Origin of the sequence: Streptococcus sp. CF8_Ac1-9, assembly GCF_024295565.1 — a bacterium.
GTDB classification, from domain to species: domain Bacteria; phylum Bacillota; class Bacilli; order Lactobacillales; family Streptococcaceae; genus Streptococcus; species Streptococcus parasanguinis_X.
The window spans coordinates 324,012-345,913 of record NZ_JANCOY010000001.1 but is presented as its reverse complement, the minus strand read 5'-3'; the positions used below and the strand labels follow the sequence as shown (position 1 = coordinate 345,913).

General features: G+C 42.1%; 23 protein-coding genes. 11 read left to right on the top strand and 12 right to left on the bottom strand.

What is annotated here, in order from left to right; translation table 11 throughout:
* Positions 1–85 precede the first annotated feature (85 nt).
* From gyrA to radC, 4 genes are all read left to right on the top strand, one after another.
* Positions 86–2,542, top strand: a complete 2,457-nt coding sequence (gene gyrA / locus NML76_RS01675; RefSeq protein WP_254728079.1) for a DNA gyrase subunit A — start codon at positions 86–88, stop codon at positions 2,540–2,542.
* A gap of 13 nt (positions 2,543–2,555) precedes the next feature.
* The gene (locus NML76_RS01670; protein WP_014713268.1) at positions 2,556–3,299 is read left to right on the top strand and encodes a class A sortase; all 744 of its coding nucleotides are present in this window, start codon (positions 2,556–2,558) and stop codon (positions 3,297–3,299) included.
* Positions 3,300–3,470: 171 nt separating this feature from the next.
* On the top strand, positions 3,471–3,749 hold the full coding sequence (locus NML76_RS01665; RefSeq protein ID WP_003003299.1) for a hypothetical protein: 279 nt from the start codon (positions 3,471–3,473) through the stop codon (positions 3,747–3,749).
* A 54-nt stretch (positions 3,750–3,803) separates the two neighbouring features.
* The gene (radC, locus tag NML76_RS01660) at positions 3,804–4,487 is read left to right on the top strand and encodes a DNA repair protein RadC (protein ID WP_031577011.1); all 684 of its coding nucleotides are present in this window, start codon (positions 3,804–3,806) and stop codon (positions 4,485–4,487) included.
* Positions 4,488–4,690: 203 nt separating this feature from the next.
* On the opposite strand, the gene NML76_RS01655 is transcribed toward radC, so the two are convergent.
* The 6 genes from NML76_RS01655 to NML76_RS01630 form a co-directional block, all read right to left on the bottom strand.
* A complete protein-coding gene (locus NML76_RS01655; RefSeq protein WP_195529748.1) occupies positions 4,691–5,338 on the bottom strand; it encodes a redox-sensing transcriptional repressor Rex in 648 nt (215 codons plus the stop codon).
* Positions 5,339–5,467: 129 nt separating this feature from the next.
* On the bottom strand, positions 5,468–5,683 hold the full coding sequence (locus NML76_RS01650; RefSeq protein WP_254732529.1) for a DUF4649 family protein: 216 nt from the start codon (positions 5,681–5,683) through the stop codon (positions 5,468–5,470).
* Between the two features lies 1 nt (position 5,684).
* A complete protein-coding gene (locus NML76_RS01645; protein WP_009730974.1) occupies positions 5,685–6,032 on the bottom strand; it encodes a DUF1831 domain-containing protein in 348 nt (115 codons plus the stop codon).
* Positions 6,033–6,041: 9 nt separating this feature from the next.
* Entirely contained in the window at positions 6,042–7,154 is a 1,113-nt protein-coding gene (locus NML76_RS01640) for a cysteine desulfurase family protein (protein ID WP_254732528.1), read from the bottom strand.
* A gap of 9 nt (positions 7,155–7,163) precedes the next feature.
* A complete protein-coding gene (locus NML76_RS01635; protein WP_003007186.1) occupies positions 7,164–8,120 on the bottom strand; it encodes a ribose-phosphate diphosphokinase in 957 nt (318 codons plus the stop codon).
* 72 nt (positions 8,121–8,192) lie between these two features.
* Entirely contained in the window at positions 8,193–8,750 is a 558-nt protein-coding gene (locus NML76_RS01630) for a CYTH domain-containing protein (protein WP_254732527.1), read from the bottom strand.
* 95 nt (positions 8,751–8,845) lie between these two features.
* Here NML76_RS01630 and NML76_RS01625 point away from each other — a divergent pair, with 95 nt between their 5' ends.
* The 5 genes from NML76_RS01625 (at position 8,846) to mutY (ending at position 13,606) form a co-directional block, all read left to right on the top strand.
* Complete coding sequence (locus NML76_RS01625; protein WP_003011877.1) at positions 8,846–9,517, top strand: GTP pyrophosphokinase family protein; 672 nt, start codon at positions 8,846–8,848, stop codon at positions 9,515–9,517.
* The gene (locus tag NML76_RS01620; RefSeq protein ID WP_302851176.1) at positions 9,501–10,319 is read left to right on the top strand and encodes an NAD kinase; all 819 of its coding nucleotides are present in this window, start codon (positions 9,501–9,503) and stop codon (positions 10,317–10,319) included. The genes NML76_RS01625 and NML76_RS01620 overlap by 17 nt, the downstream gene beginning before the upstream one ends.
* Entirely contained in the window at positions 10,316–11,209 is an 894-nt protein-coding gene (locus tag NML76_RS01615; protein WP_254732524.1) for an RluA family pseudouridine synthase, read from the top strand. Before NML76_RS01620 ends, NML76_RS01615 begins: the two co-directional genes overlap by 4 nt.
* Before the next feature lie 21 nt (positions 11,210–11,230).
* Complete coding sequence (pta, locus tag NML76_RS01610) at positions 11,231–12,205, top strand: phosphate acetyltransferase (protein ID WP_254732523.1); 975 nt, start codon at positions 11,231–11,233, stop codon at positions 12,203–12,205.
* 246 nt (positions 12,206–12,451) lie between these two features.
* Positions 12,452–13,606 (top strand): A/G-specific adenine glycosylase, encoded by a 1,155-nt coding sequence (gene mutY / locus NML76_RS01605; RefSeq protein ID WP_254732522.1) that lies wholly within the window; start codon positions 12,452–12,454, stop codon positions 13,604–13,606.
* A 27-nt stretch (positions 13,607–13,633) separates the two neighbouring features.
* Here the strand turns inward: mutY and NML76_RS01600 are convergent, their stop codons facing one another.
* The 5 genes from NML76_RS01600 to NML76_RS01580 all read right to left on the bottom strand — a co-directional run bounded on the left by NML76_RS01600 (position 13,634) and on the right by NML76_RS01580 (position 17,893).
* Positions 13,634–13,981 carry a thioredoxin gene (locus NML76_RS01600; RefSeq protein WP_247923262.1) on the bottom strand — a complete coding sequence of 116 codons (348 nt, stop codon included), beginning with the start codon at positions 13,979–13,981 and terminating at the stop codon, positions 13,634–13,636.
* Between the two features lie 261 nt (positions 13,982–14,242).
* Positions 14,243–15,958 (bottom strand): phospho-sugar mutase, encoded by a 1,716-nt coding sequence (locus NML76_RS01595; protein ID WP_254732521.1) that lies wholly within the window; start codon positions 15,956–15,958, stop codon positions 14,243–14,245.
* A 150-nt stretch (positions 15,959–16,108) separates the two neighbouring features.
* Positions 16,109–16,669: an ECF transporter S component gene (locus tag NML76_RS01590; protein WP_254732520.1), complete on the bottom strand. Its 561-nt coding sequence runs from the start codon at positions 16,667–16,669 to the stop codon at positions 16,109–16,111.
* Positions 16,666–17,205 carry a phosphopantothenoylcysteine decarboxylase gene (gene coaC, locus NML76_RS01585; protein ID WP_254732519.1) on the bottom strand — a complete coding sequence of 180 codons (540 nt, stop codon included), beginning with the start codon at positions 17,203–17,205 and terminating at the stop codon, positions 16,666–16,668. Before coaC ends, NML76_RS01590 begins: the two co-directional genes overlap by 4 nt.
* Before the next feature lie 10 nt (positions 17,206–17,215).
* Entirely contained in the window at positions 17,216–17,893 is a 678-nt protein-coding gene (locus NML76_RS01580; protein ID WP_254732518.1) for a phosphopantothenate--cysteine ligase, read from the bottom strand.
* A gap of 175 nt (positions 17,894–18,068) precedes the next feature.
* Here NML76_RS01580 and NML76_RS01575 point away from each other — a divergent pair, with 175 nt between their 5' ends.
* The gene (locus NML76_RS01575; RefSeq protein ID WP_254732517.1) at positions 18,069–19,739 is read left to right on the top strand and encodes a formate--tetrahydrofolate ligase; all 1,671 of its coding nucleotides are present in this window, start codon (positions 18,069–18,071) and stop codon (positions 19,737–19,739) included.
* A 68-nt stretch (positions 19,740–19,807) separates the two neighbouring features.
* Here the strand turns inward: NML76_RS01575 and NML76_RS01570 are convergent, their stop codons facing one another.
* Positions 19,808–21,151, bottom strand: coding sequence for an MATE family efflux transporter (locus NML76_RS01570; RefSeq protein ID WP_254732516.1), 1,344 nt, complete (start codon positions 21,149–21,151; stop codon positions 19,808–19,810).
* A 96-nt stretch (positions 21,152–21,247) separates the two neighbouring features.
* On the opposite strand from NML76_RS01570, the gene NML76_RS01565 reads away from it, so the two are divergent.
* The gene (locus NML76_RS01565) at positions 21,248–21,802 is read left to right on the top strand and encodes a GNAT family N-acetyltransferase (protein ID WP_003011957.1); all 555 of its coding nucleotides are present in this window, start codon (positions 21,248–21,250) and stop codon (positions 21,800–21,802) included.
* The last annotated feature ends 100 nt before the right edge of the window (positions 21,803–21,902 follow it).

The window sequence follows — 21,902 nt, the reverse complement described above, 5'->3', positions numbered from 1 at the left end:
TTTACGTTTGTGTTCCTAAGAAGAAAAATAGGCTAAAATGTGTTATAATAGTATGGTGAATTAAGTAAAGAGAGGCATTTTTTGAATGCAGGATAATAATCTAATTGATGTGAATTTAACATCAGAAATGAAGACGAGTTTTATCGATTATGCCATGAGTGTTATCGTAGCTCGTGCCCTCCCTGATGTTCGGGATGGTTTAAAACCCGTTCACCGTCGTATTTTGTATGGTATGAATGAATTGGGTGTTACGCCAGATAAACCACATAAGAAGTCAGCCCGTATCACAGGGGATGTTATGGGTAAATACCACCCACACGGGGATTCCTCTATTTATGAAGCCATGGTTCGGATGGCGCAATGGTGGAGCTATCGCTATATGCTAGTGGACGGCCATGGGAACTTTGGTTCTATGGACGGAGATGGGGCCGCTGCACAACGGTATACCGAAGCCCGTATGAGCAAGATCGCACTTGAGATGTTGCGGGATATCAATAAGAATACAGTTGATTTTGCAGATAACTATGATGCCAGTGAGCGGGAGCCCATGGTGCTACCAGCACGCTTCCCTAACCTTCTTGTGAATGGAGCTACAGGGATTGCCGTTGGGATGGCAACCAATATTCCTCCACACAATTTGGGAGAAACCATTGATGCAGTGAAGCTGATGATGGACAATCCTGAAGTGACCACTCGTGAACTCATGGAAGTGCTGCCTGGTCCAGATTTTCCAACCGGAGCCTTGGTCATGGGGAAATCAGGTATTCATAAGGCCTATGAAACAGGGAAAGGTTCAATTGTTCTTCGTTCTCGTACAGAGATTGAAGTAACCAAGAGTGGCCGTGAACGGATTGTTGTCACTGAGTTCCCTTATATGGTCAATAAAACCAAGGTGCACGAGCACATCGTTCGCTTGGTGCAAGAAAAACGGATCGAAGGGATTACAGCTGTACGTGATGAATCAAACCGTGAAGGGGTTCGTTTTGTGATTGAGGTCCGCCGAGATGCTTCGGCTAACGTTATTTTGAACAACCTCTTTAAGATGACACAAATGCAAACCAATTTTGGTTTCAATATGTTGGCGATCCAAAATGGTGTTCCAAAGATTCTTTCTCTTCGACAAATTTTAGGGGCTTATATTGAGCACCAGAAAGAAGTGGTGACTCGACGGACCATCTTTGATAAAGAAAAAGCGGAAGCACGTGCCCATATCTTAGAAGGTTTGCTCATTGCCTTGGATCACATCGATGAAGTGATCCGGATCATCCGCAATAGCCGGACAGACGCTGAAGCACAAGCTGAATTGATGGCGAAGTTCAAGCTCTCTGAACGTCAAAGCCAAGCCATTTTGGACATGCGTCTTCGTCGTTTGACCGGTTTGGAACGAGACAAGATCCAAAGTGAATACGATGATTTGGTTGCCTTGATTGCTGATTTGGCTGATATTTTGGCGAAACCAGAACGTGTGGCGACCATCATCAAGGAAGAATTGGAAGAAGTCAAACGCAAGTTTGGCGATGCTCGCCGAACTGAGTTGATGATCGGAGAAGTCCTTTCTCTTGAAGATGAGGACTTGATTGAAGAAACAGATGTCTTGATCACCCTTTCTAACAAAGGCTACATCAAACGTTTGGATCAAGCGGAATTTACCGCTCAAAAACGTGGTGGACGTGGGGTCCAAGGAACTGGTGTCAAAGATGATGACTTTGTCCGTGAACTGGTCTCTACGAGCACCCATGATCATTTGCTCTTCTTTACCAATAAAGGGCGTGTCTATCGTCTGAAAGGTTATGAGATTCCAGAATATGGCCGGACAGCTAAAGGATTACCAATCGTCAACCTCTTAAAATTGGACGAAGGTGAATCGATTCAAACCATTATCAATGTGGAGCAAGACCGCAGTGATAAAGCTTATCTCTTCTTTACGACGCGACAAGGTTTGGTCAAGCGGACCAATGTAGCTGAATTTTCAAATATTCGTCAGAACGGTCTCAAAGCTCTGAATCTGCGCGATGAGGATGAATTGATCAATGTCTTCCTTACAGATGGCAATGCTGACGTCATTATCGGTACCAAGTATGGTTATTCTGTCCGCTTTAATGAGGCTGTAGTTCGGAATATGGGACGCTCTGCCACAGGTGTACGTGGTGTGAATCTCCGCGAAGGAGACAAGGTTGTTGGGGCTAGCGTCGTTACGGATCAAGATGAAGTATTGATCATCACTGAAAAAGGGTATGGTAAGCGGACAATGGCTAGCGAATACCCAACCAAAGGCCGTGGCGGTAAAGGAATCAAGACAGCCAATATCACAGAGAAAAATGGTCCCTTAGCTGGTCTTTTAACCGTTAAAGGGGATGAAGATCTGATGATCATTACCGATACCGGAGTCATGATCCGTACAAGTGTTGAAAATATCTCTCAAACGGGTCGTTCAACTCAGGGTGTGAAAGTCATGAGACTGGATCAGGATGCGAAAATTGTGACCTTTACAACAGTCCAGCCCGATGAAAAAGATGAAGAAGTAGTGGAAGAAAACGAATAGATAAGGGGACAGCATGTCACGCAAAAGAAAAAAGAAAAAGAGTTTACGCAATACTCTTATCAATATCGTTGCAACACTTTTGATTATTCTCTCGCTTCTCTTGATTTTCAATGCTCCGATCCGAAACATGATTATGGTTTGGCATACCAACCAATACCAGGTTAGCAAGGTCGATAAAAAAACCATTGATAAGAATAAAGAAGTGAAGACGAGCTTTGATTTCCAACATGTCCAGTCACTCTCGACGGAAGCCGTCATCAATGCCCAATGGCAAGCTCAAAAGCTACCAGTAATTGGGGGGATTTCGATTCCTGAATTAAACATGAACCTTCCGATCTTTAAGGGGCTTGAAAATGTAGCCCTCTACTACGGAGCAGGGACCATGAAGGAAAACCAAGTCATGGGGCAAGGCAATTATTCTCTTGCTAGCCACCATGTATTTGGCCTAACTGGAGCAAATGCCATGTTATTCTCACCATTAGAGAAAGCCAAGGCGGGAATGAAGATCTACATCACGGACAAAGAAAAAATCTATACTTATGTCATCTCGTCAGTTGAGACAGTGACTCCAGATCGTGTAGATGTCATTCAAGATCGTGAAGGCGTTAATGAGATCACTTTAGTGACCTGTGAGGATGCTGCAGCGACTTACCGTACGATTGTAAAAGGAAATTTGGAAACCTCTGTTGACTATGACAAGGCTCCAAAAGACATCCTGGATTCATTCAGCAAGTCTTATAATCAAATGCAACTTTAAGAAAATAAAGCCCGAGACAGAAATGTCTGGGCCTTTTCTATGTAGGAGAGGCTGGGAGAAATTCTTGTAAAATTGTAAGAGATTGGTAATATAATGTAAGGAACTTGTCATAATATTAAGGGAAAATCAGTATATAATAAAGGGGAAAGAGTATGATAAGGAGGTAGAATAGTGACGAAAGAGCGAATTTATCATCTCTTGCATCATTTCTATAATCTCTTAGTAAACGATTTTCCACGAAATGGTTTAATTACGAAAGGAATCTACGAAGTAGAGCAGGTCTACCAAGCTTTAGAGGCCATTCCTCAGAGCCAGGAGTACTTGATTCGCTGTGAAATTCAACAGTTTTTAAAAGAGCTTGAACAAGTTCAAACAGGTTACCAGATCCGCTTTAATAAAGATGAAGTCTTAGTGTTAGATGACTTGAAACAAGAAATCGCCTGTAAATAATGAAAGGTTGTCGTTTTCTTCATTTATTACGAATTAATAAGTGAGGAGGAAATTATGTACGACATATCATTTATTGAACCATCTTTGCTTCCTAGAGAACGTTTGGTTTCTGAAGGGGTAGATAAGCTGAGTCATCAAGAATTGCTATCCATTCTCTTACGGACAGGCAATAAGAAAAAAAGCGTTTATGAGATTGCACAAGGTCTTTTGAGTTCGGTTAATAGTTTAAAGGAGTTAAGTCAATTAACCCTAGAGGAGCTACAGGAAATCTCAGGTATTGGCCGGGTGAAGGCCATCGAACTTCAGGCTGTGATTGAGTTTGGACGAAGGATTCATAAAGATGAATTAATGAGTTCTGAACAAATCATGAGCAGCCAGAAATTGGCCCATAAAATTCAACAGGAAATCGGCCATAAGAAACAGGAGCACCTGGTTGCCCTCTATTTGAATACACAGAATGAAATTATTCATCAACAGACCATTTTTATTGGAACCGTGAATCGAAGTATTGCGGAGCCACGTGAAATCCTGCATTATGCACTAAAACACATGGCAACCTCTATCATCTTGGCGCACAATCATCCATCTGGTGCCGTATTCCCCAGTAAAAATGATGATGAAGTAACGCATCGAGTTTTAGAAGCCTGTGAAGTGATGGGCTTAACTCTATTGGATCACTTGATTGTATCTGAAGAAAACTATTATAGTTACCGTGAAGAAACCGATTATTTGGCATAAAAAAGAGAGTGGGACAGAAATCGGTAATTCGTTAGAATTCGATTTCGTCGTCCCACCTCCGCACAGTTGAGTAGGGCTGTAAAAGCTGTTAAAATCAGCGTAGTAGAGCCCACTCAATCACTGCGTCTTGCTCGACAATCTAAAAAATAATTGAGAGGCTAGGACTTTTGTCCCAGCCTCTTTTCTTGTTAATGTATAAGTCTTTATTCTTCATTTTTACGCATGAAATAAAGAAGTGTCTGTAATTCACTGGTGAGGTCGACATATTGGACGACGACATCTTTAGGGACTGTCAGATGTACTGGTGAGAAGCTGAGAATTCCCTTGACACCAGCGTCTACCAAAAGACTAGCAACTTCTTGAGCTTTGACGCTAGGAACAGTAAGGATGGCTGTTTGAATGCCTTCTTGTTTGAGCTTTTCTTTGATGGTGGAAATCCCATAAATGGGGATCCCATCCTTACTTTTGGTATTGATCAGCTCATGATTGTCTAGATCAAACGCCATGACAATTTTCATCTTATTGCGTTCATGGAAGCGATAGTTGAGAAGCGCACTTCCCATATTTCCGATCCCCACAATAGCGACATTGGTAATGGCATTGTCATTTAAAAGATCGGCAAAGAAGTTCATCAGTTTTTTTACGTCATAACCAAATCCCCGTCTTCCTAATTCACCAAAATAAGAAAAATCTCGGCGAACGGTAGCAGAGTCAATCCCAATTGCATCAGCAATTTGCTTGGAATTGGCGCGCTCTATTTTTTCAGAGTTAAAGCGTTTAAAAATGCGGTAGTAGAGCGATAAGCGTTTTGCTGTTGCGCGTGGAATTGGAGTATTTTTATCATGTTTCACAATATCACAACCTTTCCCTCTTATTGTATAGGAAGATTGTGAAAAAATCAACTATGTAGAGCGATTTTTAAAAAATATTTTTGTCTAAAGAAAAAGCTGATGGCGATGGAGAGTTCCATCAGCATCAGCTTAGTTTTCAGCTTGTTCTATCTTTTTCAAAAAAGCATAGAGTCCATCGACTCGCCCTGTATAGGGGAGCTTTTCACCTTTGTATTCAATGGATACGATTGAGTAAGAGTCAGGCAGGGTTACACAGCCTGAAAAATCTAGGATGCAGGCTGCAAGGTCAGGATAAGTAGTCGTTCGTTCTACTTGATAAGCGTCAATATAAGTTAGGGTTACCATATTAGGCCTCTGTTTTGTTGAAAATTTCTCTTTCGACAAGACTATCCATTAAGAAATAGAATTTTTGTTGGATAATGTCATTTTCTGGATTTTTAAAGATATTAACCAGGCGAAGCCCAGACTTGTCTGTAATATTGATCTTAAAACCTGTCAAATCTTTATTGAAAATGATTTTAAGTAGGAAGCCTTCGCCGCTATTTGGAACGGCTTCGAGCAAACGATTTAACTCGTAATTTCCAACTTTTGTAACAGCAAATGTATTGTCACGTAAGGTATATTTTTTTACATTTGGGTGTAGACTATAGGTATATTTGCAGTCTTTCAATGAAACACTTGTTTCAAAAGCCATATTGTTCTCCTATGATATAATTTCTTTAAGTTTTGAGAGGAAGTCTTGAACCTCCTCTACGGTATTGAGTTCTGAAAAACTAATTCGAAGGGATTCTTTTAGGCGTGAGCTATCTTTTCCATAGAGCGCCTCAAGGACATGGCTGGGTTGAACTGTACCAGCGGTACAAGCAGAACCTGTAGAGACAGAAATTCCAGCAAGATCGAGTCGCATCAGTAAAACGTCATTTTGGACACCCGGAAAGCCAAGGTTCCAAACAAATGGAAGATGGTCGTCATTCGCATTTACGTAGTAGTCGTAGGCTGCTAAACCATTGACTAGCTCTTGGCCGAGTTTTTGAACCTGGTTGAAATTTTCTTCTTGATGAAGTGTAGCTTGCTGAAGCGCGGTTGCCATCCCGACAATAGAAATGAGATTTTCCGTGCTGGCTCTCATCTTACTTTCCTGATCCCCACCATGTAAGAGATTATCAAAATCTGGGGCGGCCGCATAAAGGAAGCCGACGCCCTTTGGTCCATGGAATTTGTGGGCAGAAGCACTGAGAAAATCAATTCCCAACTCTTCGGGATAGACAGGGACCTTTCCAATTGCTTGTACAGCATCAACGTGAAAGGCAGCTGGATGAACTTTTAAGAGTTCTCCGATTTCTTTAATCGGTAGAAGATCGCCTGTCTCGTTATTGGCAAACATAGTAGAGACAAGAATGGTATCCGGTCTAAGTGCAGCCTTGATATCACTAGCCTGAATGCGTCCATCTCTTGGTTGAACGATCGTAACTTCAAATCCGAAACGTTCTACAAGATATTCGATGGGTTCTAGAACCGCATGGTGTTCCAAAGCGGTAGTAATGATGTGTTTGCCATCTGCTTGGTGTTTCAAGCAGTAGCCTTTTATAACGGTATTATTACTTTCTGATCCACCTGAGGTGAAAAAAATCCGATTTGGAAGAGTATGGAGGGACTGAGCAATCTGCTCGCGAGACTCTCGAAGGAGTTTACTAGCCATCCGTCCATGAGCATGAAGGCTCGATGGATTTCCAAAAGTGGTCTTCATAGTTTCAGACATTTTATCAATGACTTCAGGTAGAAGGGGAGTTGTTGCGGCATTATCAAAATATATCACATTAAGACCTTATTTCTTGTGGTAGGCAAATAGAGGACTAACAGGTTTTCTTTCTTGAATGCGAACAATAGCTTCAGCGATCAGTTCGCTAGCTGTCAGATAGTTAATATTTTTTGGTGTTGGTCCATTTGGAGCAACAGAATCGGTTACCAAGATTTCTTTGATCGGAGCTTGGTCTAATAATTCAACAGCTCCTTTTACAAATAAACCATGGCTTGATACAGCATAAATTTCAGTAGCACCTTCGCGTTCGACGATTTTCGCAGCTTCTGAGAATGTCTTACCAGTATTGAGAATATCGTCAATCAAGATCGCTTTCTTATCTTTGACATCCCCGATAATATAGCCATAATCACGGTTCGCATCATCTTGCTCGTAATCAATGATGGCAATCGGTGCATCAAGATATTCTGCTAAACTACGAGCTCGTTTGACACCTGAATTTTTAGGACTGACGACGACGACATCAGGACCTGTGAGACCTTTGTTAATGTAGTGTTCTGCAAAGAGTGGAATGGTAAAGAGGTTATCCACGGCAATATCGAAGAAACCTTGAACTTGCACTGCATGGAGATCCAGTGTGACGACGCGATCCACCCCAGCTTTGACCAACATGTTTGCGACGAGCTTAGCAGTGATTGGTTCGCGAGGAGCAGCTGTCCGGTCTTGGCGAGCATAACCGAAGTAAGGCATGACCACATTGACAGTATTTGCGCTGGCCCGTTGGCAAGCATCTACCATAATTAAGAGTTCCATCAAGTGATTGTTGACAGGGAAACTGGTTGATTGAATGATATAAATATCATATCCACGAACACTTTCCTCAATATTGACTTGGATTTCACCATCTGAGAATTGACGGGATGAAATTTTCCCAAGTGGAACCCCAGCATGATCCGCGATTTTTTGCGCAATCTCTGGGTTTGAATTGAGAGAGAAGAGCTTCATATTTTTTTTATCTGACATGTGATTCCAACCTCATTTAGATTTTTGATCTTAGCACTATTTTAGCAAAAATTTGCGATAATTTCAGCTTTTTTACAATCTTTCCGCTAATCTAGCGATTTTATTTTTTGCTGCTTTGTAGACGATTCCATGGTCTGAAATGAACTGATGAAAATTTTCTTCCTGTTCAGCAGTTTCCACCTCAATTTCCAACTCATAATCTTCAGTGTCTAGATAGAGACTGTGGTCTAGTGCCACCAAGCCTGCAGCTGTTTCTTTTTCGAATCGTTCTGTTGTCAGGCTTCCCCAGACAGCAAGTTGTTCAACTGGGATTCCTTTTGACTCCAAGAGGTTTTTGATTTCTCCATCAGGAAACTGTTGTTGTTGAAGAATCTCCTTGGTTTCTTCTGGGCTGAGTGCTTGATTGTACTCGAAATGGCCAACTGTTTCAGGAACTTTGAGGGTCAATTCAGCCTGATCTGTGAAGGTACGCACCCGTAAGGCCATTTTTTCCTTGCGGATGAGCTGGTCGGGTGTATCGATATAGTGATTGGTTTGGACAACCAATTCTGTATCAGTAAAAAGTGGAAGGAGGGATTGGTATTCCTCCTTATCTAGCAAGGTTTTGTATTCAATTTCTAAATGGTTCATTTTGTGGTCCTTTGCTTTTTTTCGAAAGCGATTCATGATATAATAAGAGATGTGTTTATTGTATACAAAAATGGTTCAGATTACAAGGTGGTAGGATGGCAATTGATTGGGAAAACTTCTTAGATCCTTATATCCAAGCAGTTGGGGAATTAAAAATCAAACTGCGTGGGATTCGTAAGCAATATCGTAAGCAACAAAAGCATTCTCCAATCGAGTTTGTGACAGGTCGTGTTAAGCCGATTGAGAGCATCCGTGAAAAGATGGTTCGAAGAAATATTTCTGAAGAAAATCTGGCACAGGATATGCAAGATATTGCAGGCCTTCGCATCATGGTCCAGTTCGTAGATGACGTCGAAGAGATCCTAGAAGTTTTGAGACAACGGCAGGATATGCGCGTGGTCCAAGAGCGAGATTACATTCGCCACAAGAAATCAAGTGGCTACCGGAGTTACCACGTCGTGGTCGAGTATCCGGTCGATACCATTGATGGAAATGAAACGATCTTAGCAGAGATTCAAATTCGGACCTTGTCCATGAATTTTTGGGCAACCATTGAACACTCGCTTAATTATAAATATAAAGGAGACTTTCCAGACGAGATCAAAAAACGCTTAGAGACGACAGCAAACCTGGCCTATCTCTTGGATGAAGAGATGGGGGCAATTCGGGATGCGATTCAGGAAGCTCAAGCCCTGTTTGATCCACTTCATCGTAAGTTAAATGATGGCGTTGGAAATAGTGATGACACAGATGAAGACTACAGGTAAAAAAGTATCCATTATTCGCAATCGCAAGCGTCAAAGCGAAGAGGTTTTTCAGCAATTGCGCTACAAGCTTCGGAAAAATAATTTTATTTTAACGGAGAAGCATCCGGATATTGTAATATCCATTGGTGGTGATGGGATGTTGCTATCGGCTTTTCACAAGTATGAACACCAGTTGGATCGGGTTCGCTTTGTTGGCGTCCATACCGGACACTTAGGATTTTATACAGATTACTTAGACAGTGAAATCGATAAGCTAATTGAGAATTTAAAATATGATACAGGCGCTAAGGTTTCTTACCCTATTTTGAATGTCAAGATTACTTTTGACAATGGGGAAACCCGTACCATGAGAGCGTTGAACGAAGCGACAATTAAGAGAAGCGACCGGACCATGGTTGCCGATCTCACCATCAATGGGGTTGATTTTGAGCGCTTTAGAGGAGATGGGATTACCGTTTCGACTCCGACAGGAAGTACGGCCTACAACAAATCCTTGGGAGGTGCAGTTCTTCATCCTACTATTGAGGCGCTGCAGATTGCGGAAATTGCCAGTCTCAACAACCGTGTTTATCGTACCTTGGGTTCTTCTGTTATTGTCCCTAAAAAGGATAAGATCGAGATTACACCGACGCGTCCTGGCTTCCACATTATCTCTGTCGACAATTCAACCTATTCTTACCGCAATATTGCAAAGGTAGAATACCAGATCGACAACCATAAGATTAATTTCGTGGCAAGCTCCAGTCATACCAGTTTCTGGAATCGGGTCAAGGATGCCTTTATCGGAGATGATAGAGAATGAGATTTGAATTCATTGTCGATGAGCATGTCAAGGTCAAAACTTTTCTGAAAAAACACGAGGTTTCTAAAGGCCTTTTAGCCAAGATTAAGTTTCGTGGTGGCCAAATCCTTGTCAATGGACGTCCGGAGAATGCGATTTATTTGCTGGATATTGGGGATCGCTTGGTCATTGACATTCCAGCAGAAGAAGGGTTCGAAACCCTAAAACCCATGGATCGGCCTTTGGATATTTTGTTTGAAGATGATCATTTTTTGGTCTTAAACAAACCCTTTGGCATTGCCTCGATTCCAAGTGCGATTCATTCTAATACCTTAGCAAATTTTGTAAAAGGCTATTATGTGAAGCAGGGATACGAGAATCAGCAGGTCCACATTGTTACTCGTTTGGACAAGGATACTAGTGGCGTTATGCTCTTTGCAAAACATGGTTATGCCCATGCCCGCTTGGATAAGCAATTGCAGTCTAAAACGATTCAGAAACGCTATTATGCCTTGGTTAAGGGTTCTGGGAAGCTTGATCCTGTCGGAGAGATTATTGCTCCGATTGCGCGTGATGAAGATTCAATTATCACCCGAAAGGTAGCTAAAGGCGGCAAGTATGCCCATACTAGCTATCAGGTTGTTCAATCTTTTGGTAATATTCACCTAGTGGATATTCAGTTACACACAGGTCGAACCCATCAGATCCGCGTTCATTTTTCCCATATTGGTTTTCCGCTCTTGGGAGATGATCTCTATGGCGGAAGTTTAGAAGACGGCATTGAGCGCCAAGCCCTTCATTGTCATCGTCTATCCTATTATCATCCATTTCTAGAGGAAGAATTGGTCATAGAAAGTCCACTGCCTCCAGATTTCCAAGCTGTATTAACACAGCTTCAAACTAGTTATTAATTATTAAAAGGAGTAAAACTCATGGAAGTTTTCGAAAATCTCAAAGCCAACCTCGTTGGTAAGAATGCTCGTATTGTATTACCAGAAGGTGAAGAACCTCGTATCCTCCAAGCGACAAAACGCATTGTGAAGGAGACAGAAGTAACCCCTGTCTTGCTTGGTAATCCGGATAAAATTCGGATTTATCTTGAAATCGAAGGGGTTTTGGATGGATATGAAGTCATCGATCCTCATTCTTATCCAGGTTTTGAAGAAATGGTAGCTTCCTTGGTAGAACGTCGTAAGGGCAAAATGACTGAAGAAGAGGCGCGTCAAGTCTTGAAAGACGACGTTAACTATTTTGGTGTCATGTTGGTTCACATGGGAATTGTTGATGGGATGGTATCTGGTGCGATTCACTCAACAGCCGCAACTGTTCGTCCGGCCTTGCAAATTATCAAAACTCGTCCAAATGTAAAACGGACTTCAGGAGCTTTCCTTATGGTTCGTGGATCTGAACGTTACTTGTTTGGGGACTGTGCCATCAACATCAATCCAGATGCTGAAGGATTAGCCGAAATTGCTATCAATTCAGCTATCACATCCAAGATGTTTGGTATTGATCCAAAAATTGCTATGTTGAGCTATTCAACAAAAGGATCTGGTTTCGGTGAAAGTGTTGATAAGGTTGTCGAAGCGACTAAGCTTGCCCATGAACTTCGTCCAGACCTTGAAATTGACGGGGAATTGCAATTTGACGCAGCTTTTGTCCCTGCAACTGCAGCCTTGAAGGCTCCAGGAAGCAAGGTGGCAGGTCAAGCTAATGTCTTTATCTTCCCTGGTATTGAAGCAGGTAACATTGGATACAAGATGGCTGAACGTCTTGGTGGCTTTGCAGCAGTAGGTCCTGTCTTGCAAGGATTGAATAAACCAGTCAACGACCTCTCTCGTGGATGTAATGCAGATGACGTTTACAAATTAACCTTGATTACAGCAGCTCAAGCTGTGGAACAATAAGAAATGCATTTAGAGAGTGGGACAGAAATCGGTAATTCGTTAGAATTCGATTTCGTCGTCCCACCTCCGCACAGTTGAGTAGGGCCGTAAAAGCTGATGAAATCAGCGTAGTAGAGCCCACTCAACCACTGCGTCTTGCTCGACAATCCAAAAACAATTGAGAGGCTAGGACTTTTGTCCCAGCCTCTTTTTCATTATAAAATCAGAATTTCTAAACTCTAACTCATTCTGTGGTATACTAGGAATATGTTAGATGTAAAAGATTACGGGATTACCATGTGGGAGGAGGAAAAAATTGCTTCCTTCCGAGAAAAGTTATTTGCTTGGTATGATGCCCATAAACGGGATCTCCCCTGGAGAAGGACCCAGGATCCTTATAAAATTTGGATCTCAGAGATTATGCTCCAGCAAACACGAGTCGATACAGTGATTCCTTATTATGAGCGTTTTTTAGACTGGTTTCCGACGGTTGCAGATTTGGCTCAAGCTCCTGAAGAAAAACTCTTAAAAGCTTGGGAAGGCTTGGGCTATTACTCACGTGTCCGCAATATGCAGAAAGCCGCCCAGCAGATCATGGAAAATCACGGAGGAGTGTTTCCATCAAGTTATGAGGAAATATCTAAACTGAAGGGAATTGGGCCTTATACAGCTGGTGCCATTGCTAGTATTGCTTTTGGCTTGCCAGAGCCAGCAGTGGATGGCAATGTCATGCGTGTTCTAGCCCGCTTGTTTGAGGTGGATTACGATATCGGAGTTCCAACTAATCGCAAGATTTTTCAAGCCATGATGGAAATCTTGATCGATCCGGCCCGTCCGGGTGATTTCAATCAGGCTTTGATGGATTTGGGGTCCGATATTGAATCGCCAGTCAATCCACGGCCGGAAGAGAGTCCTGTTAAGGAATTTAGCGCGGCTTATCAACATGGAACCATGGATCGTTATCCCATTAAGGGTCCTAAGAAGAAACCGGTACCTGTCTATCTCACAGCCTTTATTATCAAGGATAGTCAAGGGCGCTACTTGCTGGAGAAAAATGAGCGAGAAGGGCTTTTATCAGGTTTTTGGCATTTCCCTTTGATCGAAGTGGATAGCCTGTCTGAAAACCTAGGCCAATTATCTCTACTGGATGGGCAGGGTCATGCAGAAGTCAACCCAGAAATTCTTTCCTTTGAACAGGACTATGACTTGGCCATTGATTGGCAAAACAGATCGTATCCTATCGTTCAGCATGTCTTTTCGCATCGCAAATGGCAGGTTCAACTTCGTTACGGACTAGTAAAAGAAGGAGAACAGCCAGCAAGTGAATCGACTGTTTGGTTAACACCAGAAGAATTTTCGAATTATCCTTTTGCTAAACCCCAGCAGAAGATTTGGACGACTTTTTCGGAAAATGAAAAATAGCTAGAGATTATTCTCTAGCTAATTTTTTTATAGATGAGCGAATGCTTTGATTTCTTCTTCAGACATAGATGAGTCGCAACGAACACTGACTTCACCGGCTTCGATATGTAAAAATCCTGGGACAGTTGGGATACCGTAGGTTGAGCGGAAGGCTTGTAACGCATCTAGCTGACTTGGTTCTTCACTATTGATGAAGTAGATATGAGCTTTTGTTTCAGCTACGACAGTTGCTAACTTAGCAGCGAACTTCCGGCAGTAAGGACAAGTCTTGCGTCCGATAAAGAAGGTCGCTGTTTCTTTTTGATCGATCGCTTCTTGCGCACGCGTGACAGTTGTCACTTCAAGATCTTTAATATCTTCTAAAAATTGTTCCATGAGATTACCTCGCTTTCTTCTATGTCTAGTATGCCATATTTTCTATAAAATCGCTGGTATTTGCTACGAAAGAAAGAGAGAGTGGGAGAGAAATCGGTAATTCGTTAGAATTCGATTTCGTCGTCCCACCTCCGCACAGTTGAGTAGGGCTGTAAAAGCTGATAAAATCAGCGTACTAGATAGAGCCCACTCAACCACTGCGTCTTGCTCGACAATCCAAAAATAATTGAGAGGCTAGGACTTTTGTCCCAGCCTCGTGTTTTAGCCTACAAAAGCATTGATTTCTGCTTCGATCTTCGCAATTTTTTCTTTAGCATCTGCTTCAGATTCACCAACTGTAGCGATGTAGAATTTGATTTTTGGTTCTGTACCTGAAGGACGAACGGCAAACCATGAATCATCAGCCAAGATGTATTTAAGAACGTTGCTTGGAGGAGTTGTCAATTTTTCAACGCCGTCAGCAGTAGTAGCTGTTTGTTCCAAGAAGTCTTCTGTCTTAGCAATGTCTGTATTGTTAAATTGTTTAGGAGCATTACCACGGAATTTATCCATGATTTTCTTGATTTCAGCAGCCCCGTCCACACCTGAAAGGGTAACAGAGATGGTTTTTTCTGCGAAGTAACCGTATTGTTTGTAGATTTCTTCGATACCATCTGCCAAAGTCATACCACGTGAGCGGTAGTAAGCTGCGATTTCAGCAACGATAAGAACGGCTTGGATAGCGTCTTTGTCACGTACGAATGGTTTGATCAGGTAACCGAAGCTTTCTTCGAAACCAAGCATGTAAGTGTGGTTATGTTGTGTTTCAAATTCATGAATTTTTTCACCGATAAATTTGAAACCAGTCAAGACGTTAAACATCGTTGCGCCGTAGCTTTCTGCAATCTTAGTCACCAACTCAGTTGATACGATGGATTTACAGAGGGCAGCATTGGCAGGAAGTGTACCAGCTGTTTTGTGAGCTTCAAGAATGTATTTAGCAATGATCGCTCCGATTTGGTTACCAGAAAGGTTGAGGTAAGAACCGTCTGGTTGGCGGATTTCAACACCAAGGCGGTCAGCATCTGGGTCAGTTGCAACCAATACATCAGCGTCTACTTTGCGACCAAGTTCTTCAGCAAGAGCAAAGGCAGCTTGGTTTTCAGGGTTTGGAGATTTAACAGTTGAGAAGTCAGCATCTGGAACAGCTTGAGCTTCAACAACTTGAACAGCTTCAAATCCAGCTTGGGCAAGAGCACGACGAGCCAACATTTCACCAGTACCATGAAGTGGAGTGTAGACAATCTTCATGTCACGACCATATTCATTGATCAAGTCTTGGTTGATGTTAACGCCTTTCACTTCTTTCAAGTATTCAGCGTCGACGTTTTCACCGATAACTTCAATCAAGCAGTTAGCTTTGCTTTCTTCAAGGTCAGCTAATTGTACAGTGAAAGGATTTTCGATAGCACGGATGTAATCTGTCAATGCATCAGCATCTGCTGGAGGCATTTGTCCACCGTCTTCACCGTATACCTTGTATCCGTTAAATGGAGCAGGGTTGTGGCTAGCGGTTACCATGATCCCAGCAAATGTGTGAAGATGACGAACAGCAAATGACAATTCCGGTGTTGGACGTAGGCTTTCAAATACATAAGATTTGATTCCGTGTGCAGCTAAAACTTGAGCAGATTCAAAAGCAAACTCTGGAGAGAAGTGACGGCTGTCGTAGGCGATCGCAACGCCGCGTTTCTTCGCTTCCTCACCTTTTGAGTCGATCAATTGGGCCAACCCTTCAGTTGCTTGGCGAACAACATAGATATTAATACGGTTAGTACCAGCACCGATTAATCCACGCATACCAGCTGTACCGAATTCTAGGTTGGTATAGAAGGCATCTTCTTTTGTTTTTTCATCCATTGCGACCAACTCATCACGAAGGTAAGCTGGTAATTCAGCAAAGTCGAGCCATTTTTGGTAGTTTTCTTGATAGGTCATGCAAGCGTCTCCTTTTTGCTTATAATTTAATCGCTTACATTATAGCAAATTTTTTCAGAAAATTCTAGCGATAATTGTAAATCTTTTCAAAAAAATAGGGTTAATTCACCATCAAAAAAAGCCAAGATAAATTAGTCTTGGCTTGAAAGGTTATTTTAATTTTTCAAGAGATGGAACGACTGCACTGGTAATGAGTACTGTCGCAATGACTTCGATGAGTGAGTTAGTAGAGACAATCAAGGCTAGGAAATGTTGAATCCCCCCTCCAAAACTGTTACCAAAGAAGAAGTAAATCCCACTTAGAACGAAAATAGTATTGGTCATAGAGCCGACAATTCCAGCGATCACAAGTCCTGTACGATTGCGAATCCAGCGATAGACGAAGTAAGGGGTTACCCCGATGAGAATCCGAGGGACTATGGCAATGATAAGGGAGTAGAGATTTCCGTGAGGGACAAAGGGACTAAAGAGATAGCTGGCTGGTGTTAAAACCAAGGTATTCATAGTGAGACTAAAGAGTCCCATGAGGAGTCCTAAGATAGCTCCAATCCGTGGACCGTATATGATAGAGGCGATCACGACAGGGATATGAACCAAGGTTGGTTGAATGCCTGATGGAACAAATTGCAAAATGAAGGATGTCACAAAGTGAATAGTGATCATAACCGCAAAAAAGATGGCAATTCGTGAAATAGAAGATGATTTTCTCATAAACAATTCTCCTTAACAGTTTCTACAATAGTTTCTACAGACGCTAGAGCTCCAGAACCTTTGTCCCCACAAGCCAGTAGAGCTTTACGAGGTTGAATAATCTGGTAACCGTAGTCTTGTAAGAGTTTTAGATTTCGTTGGGTAGCAGGATGTTCTAGCATTTTTGTATTCATAGCAGGGGCTAGTAATTTTTTAGTGGTCTGAGGCAAAGCTAGAGCTGTGCTTGTCACCATATTATCTGCAAGCCCCATTGCCAGTTTAGCAATGGTATTAGCACTGGCTGGTGCTACAAGAAAGAGGTCTGTTTCTTTTCCAATGTCGATGTGCTCGATCCTCTGTGGATCGTCTTCGATCATTACATCAAGGTCTACTTGATTTTTTGAAAGAACTTGCAAGGTTAAAGGGGTGATAAATTTTCTGGCTGCAGGAGTCATGAGGACCTTCACTTCAAACCCCAATTTGGTTAGTTGGCTGGTAATATCAGCCGCTTTATAGGCGGAAATACTACCGGTAACAGCTAAAGTAATTTGTGTCATATGTACCTTTTTATTGTAAATGATTTAGGATAGCCTCTGCGATTTCTGTTTTCGTAGAAGCTTCTAGGACCTGATTGTCTGTCACTAGATAGGCTTGATGCTGACCATTCTGAATTTTGGTCAGGTCATTAGCAACGATCATGTTGGCGTGATTTTTAACCAGGCTTTCACGTGCTACCTGGATCAACTCTTCAGAAGAAACGTCGACTAATAGCTTAAAGCCGATCAGTTGAATAGCAGGGTTCCATTCTTTGACGAGCGAGATAATCTTCGGATTTTTCTTTAGAAAGAGTACTTGGTATTCTTCTTTGGAAGAGATTTTAGCTTCCTGATTTTCGCGATGGATAAAGCTATGAAGGTCTTGAGCTTTCTCAACTTCATCAAGGCCTGTCATGTAAACAGGTGTGTAGTCTGAAACAGCCATAGCGTGAATCAAAACCTGATGTTGAGGGACTTCCGTTTTCATTTGTGCGAGAAGTTCTTCGACATTTTGGATCAATAGAAGTCGAAGCTGTGGGTGAGGATCGGGTTTAAGCGCGGTAGGCGTTGTGATCAAGGTCACCTGATGTCCCTTTGCAAGAGCCATTTCTGCAAGGATTTTCCCTAGGCTCCCGGTGGAATGATTGGTGATCGAACGAACACTATCAATGGCTTCGCTCGTCCCACCTGATGTAATTAAAATATGCATATGCTTATTTTACACAAAAAAGATACGTAAGTAAAGTTCTGAAGCTATTAGGATTAACTATGTATAGCCATAAAATTTAGATAAAAAACGAACGTTCGATTCAAAAGGTGGAAAAACCATGTTATTTTCGCGAATTTTAGGTATAATAGATCTATCAAATATAAAGGAGTCCCTTATGAAAACAGATATCGAAATTGCTCAAAGCATTGAACTCCAACCGATTGTGGACGTTGTGAAGAAAATTGGTTTGGTAGACGATGATCTTGAATTGTATGGAAAATACAAGGCGAAATTGAGCTTTGATAAGATTCGTGAAGTTGAGAAAAATCCAGTAGGAAAACTTATCTTAGTCACTGCGATCAACCCAACTCCAGCTGGAGAAGGGAAATCAACCATCACCATTGGTCTAGCAGATGCTTTGAATAAAATCGGTAAAAAAACCATGATTGCCATTCGCGAACCTTCTTTGGGTCCAGTTATGGGGATTAAAGGTGGTGCTGCTGGTGGTGGTTATGCCCAAGTTCTACCGATGGAAGACATCAACCTTCATTTCACAGGGGATATGCATGCGATCACAACGGCTAATAACGCTCTCTCAGCATTAATTGATAATCATTTGCACCAAGGAAATGAGCTAGGTATTGACCAACGTCGGATTATCTGGAAACGGGTAGTGGACTTGAATGACCGCGCTCTTCGTCATGTTTCTGTCGGTCTTGGCGGTCCTTTAAATGGGATTCCGCGTGAAGACGGTTTTGATATTACCGTTGCTTCTGAGATCATGGCCATCCTTTGCTTGGCGACAGATATTGAAGATTTGAAACGTCGTTTGGCCAACATCGTTATTGGTTACCGTTATGATCGTAGTCCAGTTTATGTCCGTGATTTGGAAGTGGAAGGGGCTCTTGCCTTGATTCTCAAAGATGCTATTAAGCCAAACTTGGTTCAAACCATCTATGGAACTCCTGCCTTTGTTCACGGTGGTCCATTTGCCAATATTGCCCATGGATGTAACTCTGTATTAGCAACGACGACAGCTCTTCATTTAGCTGACTATACGATTACAGAAGCAGGATTTGGTGCTGACCTTGGTGCTGAAAAATTCCTCGATATTAAAACTCCAAACTTACCTACATCACCAGATGCAGTTGTGATCGTAGCGACACTTCGTGCCCTTAAGATGAATGGTGGAGTTACCAAGGATGCTCTAACTGAAGAGAATGTAGAGGCTGTTCGTGCTGGTTTTGCCAACTTAAAACGTCACGTTGAAAATATTCGTAAGTTTGGCATTCCTGCGGTAGTTGCTATCAATGAATTTATCACCGATACAGAAGCAGAAATTGCTGCTTTGAAAGAATTGTGTGCTGAAATTGAGGTACCAGTAGAGCTTGCGAGCGTATGGGCGAATGGTGCTGACGGTGGAGTTGACCTTGCTGAAACGCTAGTTAAGACCATTGAAACAAGTCCAGCTAACTACACACGTTTGTATGATAACAACCTTTCTGTAGAAGAAAAAATTGAAAAAATTGTGACGGAGATTTACCGTGGTAGCAGGGTAAACTTTGAGAAGAAAGCTAAGACACAAATTGCCCAAATCGTGAAAAATGGTTGGGATAAGTTGCCAATCTGTATGGCCAAAACACAATATAGCTTCTCTGATAATCCAAATGCCTTGGGAGCTCCTGAAAACTTTGAAATCACTATCCGTGAAGTGGTTCCAAAATTGGGAGCAGGCTTTATTGTCGCTTTGACTGGGGATGTCATGACCATGCCTGGTTTACCAAAACGTCCAGCTGCTTTGAATATGGATGTGGCTGCTGATGGAACAGCCATCGGTTTGTTCTAATAGCTAGATATCTAAAAACAACTTCTGTTCAAATGAGCAGAAGTTGTTTTGGTCTTGTTAATCAATCATTATTCAGTAAGGAGTTGGTACCTGATTTTTCGATAGATTATGATGAGCTGTAGGGTCATGGGAATCCAGATAAGGGGTTCGCAGAGAATGACCCCCATGTAGCCGGTGTGAGGAATAATCCACAGAACGAAGAAAATTTTTCCAAACAATTCAATAAAACTGGATGTGAGTGGGGTTAATTTTTTACCCATTCCCTGTAGGGCATTTCTCAGGATGATGAGACTCGCCAAAATAGGATAAAAGCAAGAGCTGATCTGGAGATAAAGACTAGCATTTGCAATGAGATCAGGATTTGTAGAGCCGGAAATAAAGCTGGTTAAAGACGGACTTGTGAAGAATAGAAGAGCAGCAACCAAGACAGACCAAACCCAAGAAAGAAGGTTGGCAATGGTAACGCCTTTTTTGATCCGCTGGAATTGCTCTGCGCCAAAATTCTGCGAGATAAAGGTTGTGATACTTGAGGCGATAGCTGTAATCGGTAAAACGGCAAAGGACATGATACGACGGGCTGCGACCTGTGCACTGATAATGGTTGTTCCAAGCTGATTAATAGCGGATTGGAGGATAACCGTTCCAATCGAAACGATGGAAGTCATGAGGCCCATGGCAAGGCCCTGACTTAGCAGATCCTGATAAAGCTCCTTGTCCCAAACAAAATCCTTGCGATGCGGGAGCAGAAAAGGGACCTTCTTACGAATATAGAGAAGACAAAGAAGGGCCGAAATACCCTGGGCAATAATGGTCGCAATTCCAGCGGATTGGACTCCGAGATGGAGTTGGGTAATAAAATAAAGATCGAGAAGAATATTGAGAATAGCGGCGATAATCAAGAAATAGAGTGCCGCTAGGCTATCGCCAACCGCTCGAAGAAGTCCGGCACAAAGATTATAGGCAAAGGTCACAGCCACACCATTAACAATGGTAGCGATATAGAGATAAGACTGAGACACAATGGCTGATGGGGTCCCTAAAAATTGGAGCAGGGGAAAAAGTCCGACAGCACCAATGAAGATCACAAAGAGACCGAGGATGCCACCAATAATAGCAGTTGCAGCGACTGATTTTCGTAATTGGTCTTCGTTTTTGGCTCCATAATTTCTCGCGATAATGATGCCCATCCCATTTCCAACACCGACAGCAAATCCAACGATCAAATCAAATATGGCAGAGGTTGCTCCAACGGCAGCCAATGATTTTTGACCTAAAAAACGCCCTACAATCATAACATCCGAGGTATTGTAGAGTTGTTGAAAGATATTGGACAAAAGAATAGGAAAGGCAAAACTCAATAGAGCGGGTAAAATAGGACCATCTATGAGGTCCACACGTTGAATCCTTTTCATAGTGTCATTATACCAACTTCAGGAACTAGCGACAAGCGTCGATAGTTGAAGGCCCTTACATTTTTTGGTATAATCAGGGCAGAAAAGGAGGCTTTTATGAGCTTAACCAGCCAATTAATCACGGAAACGTTCCCAGATCTGGACAAGGTCGAGAGGCTGAATATCGAGGCATTTCCAGAAGAAGAGCGAGTTCCTTTGTCGGAATACCTGCGTTATACGGACAATGACGATGCTAATTTTTTTGCTTTTTATAACGAAGAAGAATTTGTAGGATTTGCTTTTTCTATCTATAATCAGAAAGTTTTTTATGTTAGCTTCTTTGCCATTATGCCCCACCTACGTAGCCACGGTTATGGTCAAGAAATCATTGAAAAATTGGTAGAATTTTACCAAAGAACCATGATTCTTGAAGTGGAACGTTTAGATGAAGAATGTGACAATCTAGAGCAACGTCAGTCTCGGATGGATTTCTATAAGCGTAATGGTTTTAAAACTGCTAATGCTTTTTTAGAATACGAAGGACTGAGCTTTGAAATTCTCTATCGGGGTGATCACTTTGACGAAGAGGCTTATCGCGATATTTTCCGTAAACTGCAGGAAGAAAATTATTTCGATTTCCGCATTAAATACCGGCGCTTTAGTGATCACTAGACAAGAAAGGGAGTGGGAAAGAACTCTGATTAGTTAAAAAGAGTTCGTCTTCCCACCCCCGCACAGTTGATTAGGTCATCTTTGTAGCTTGAAAAGCGAA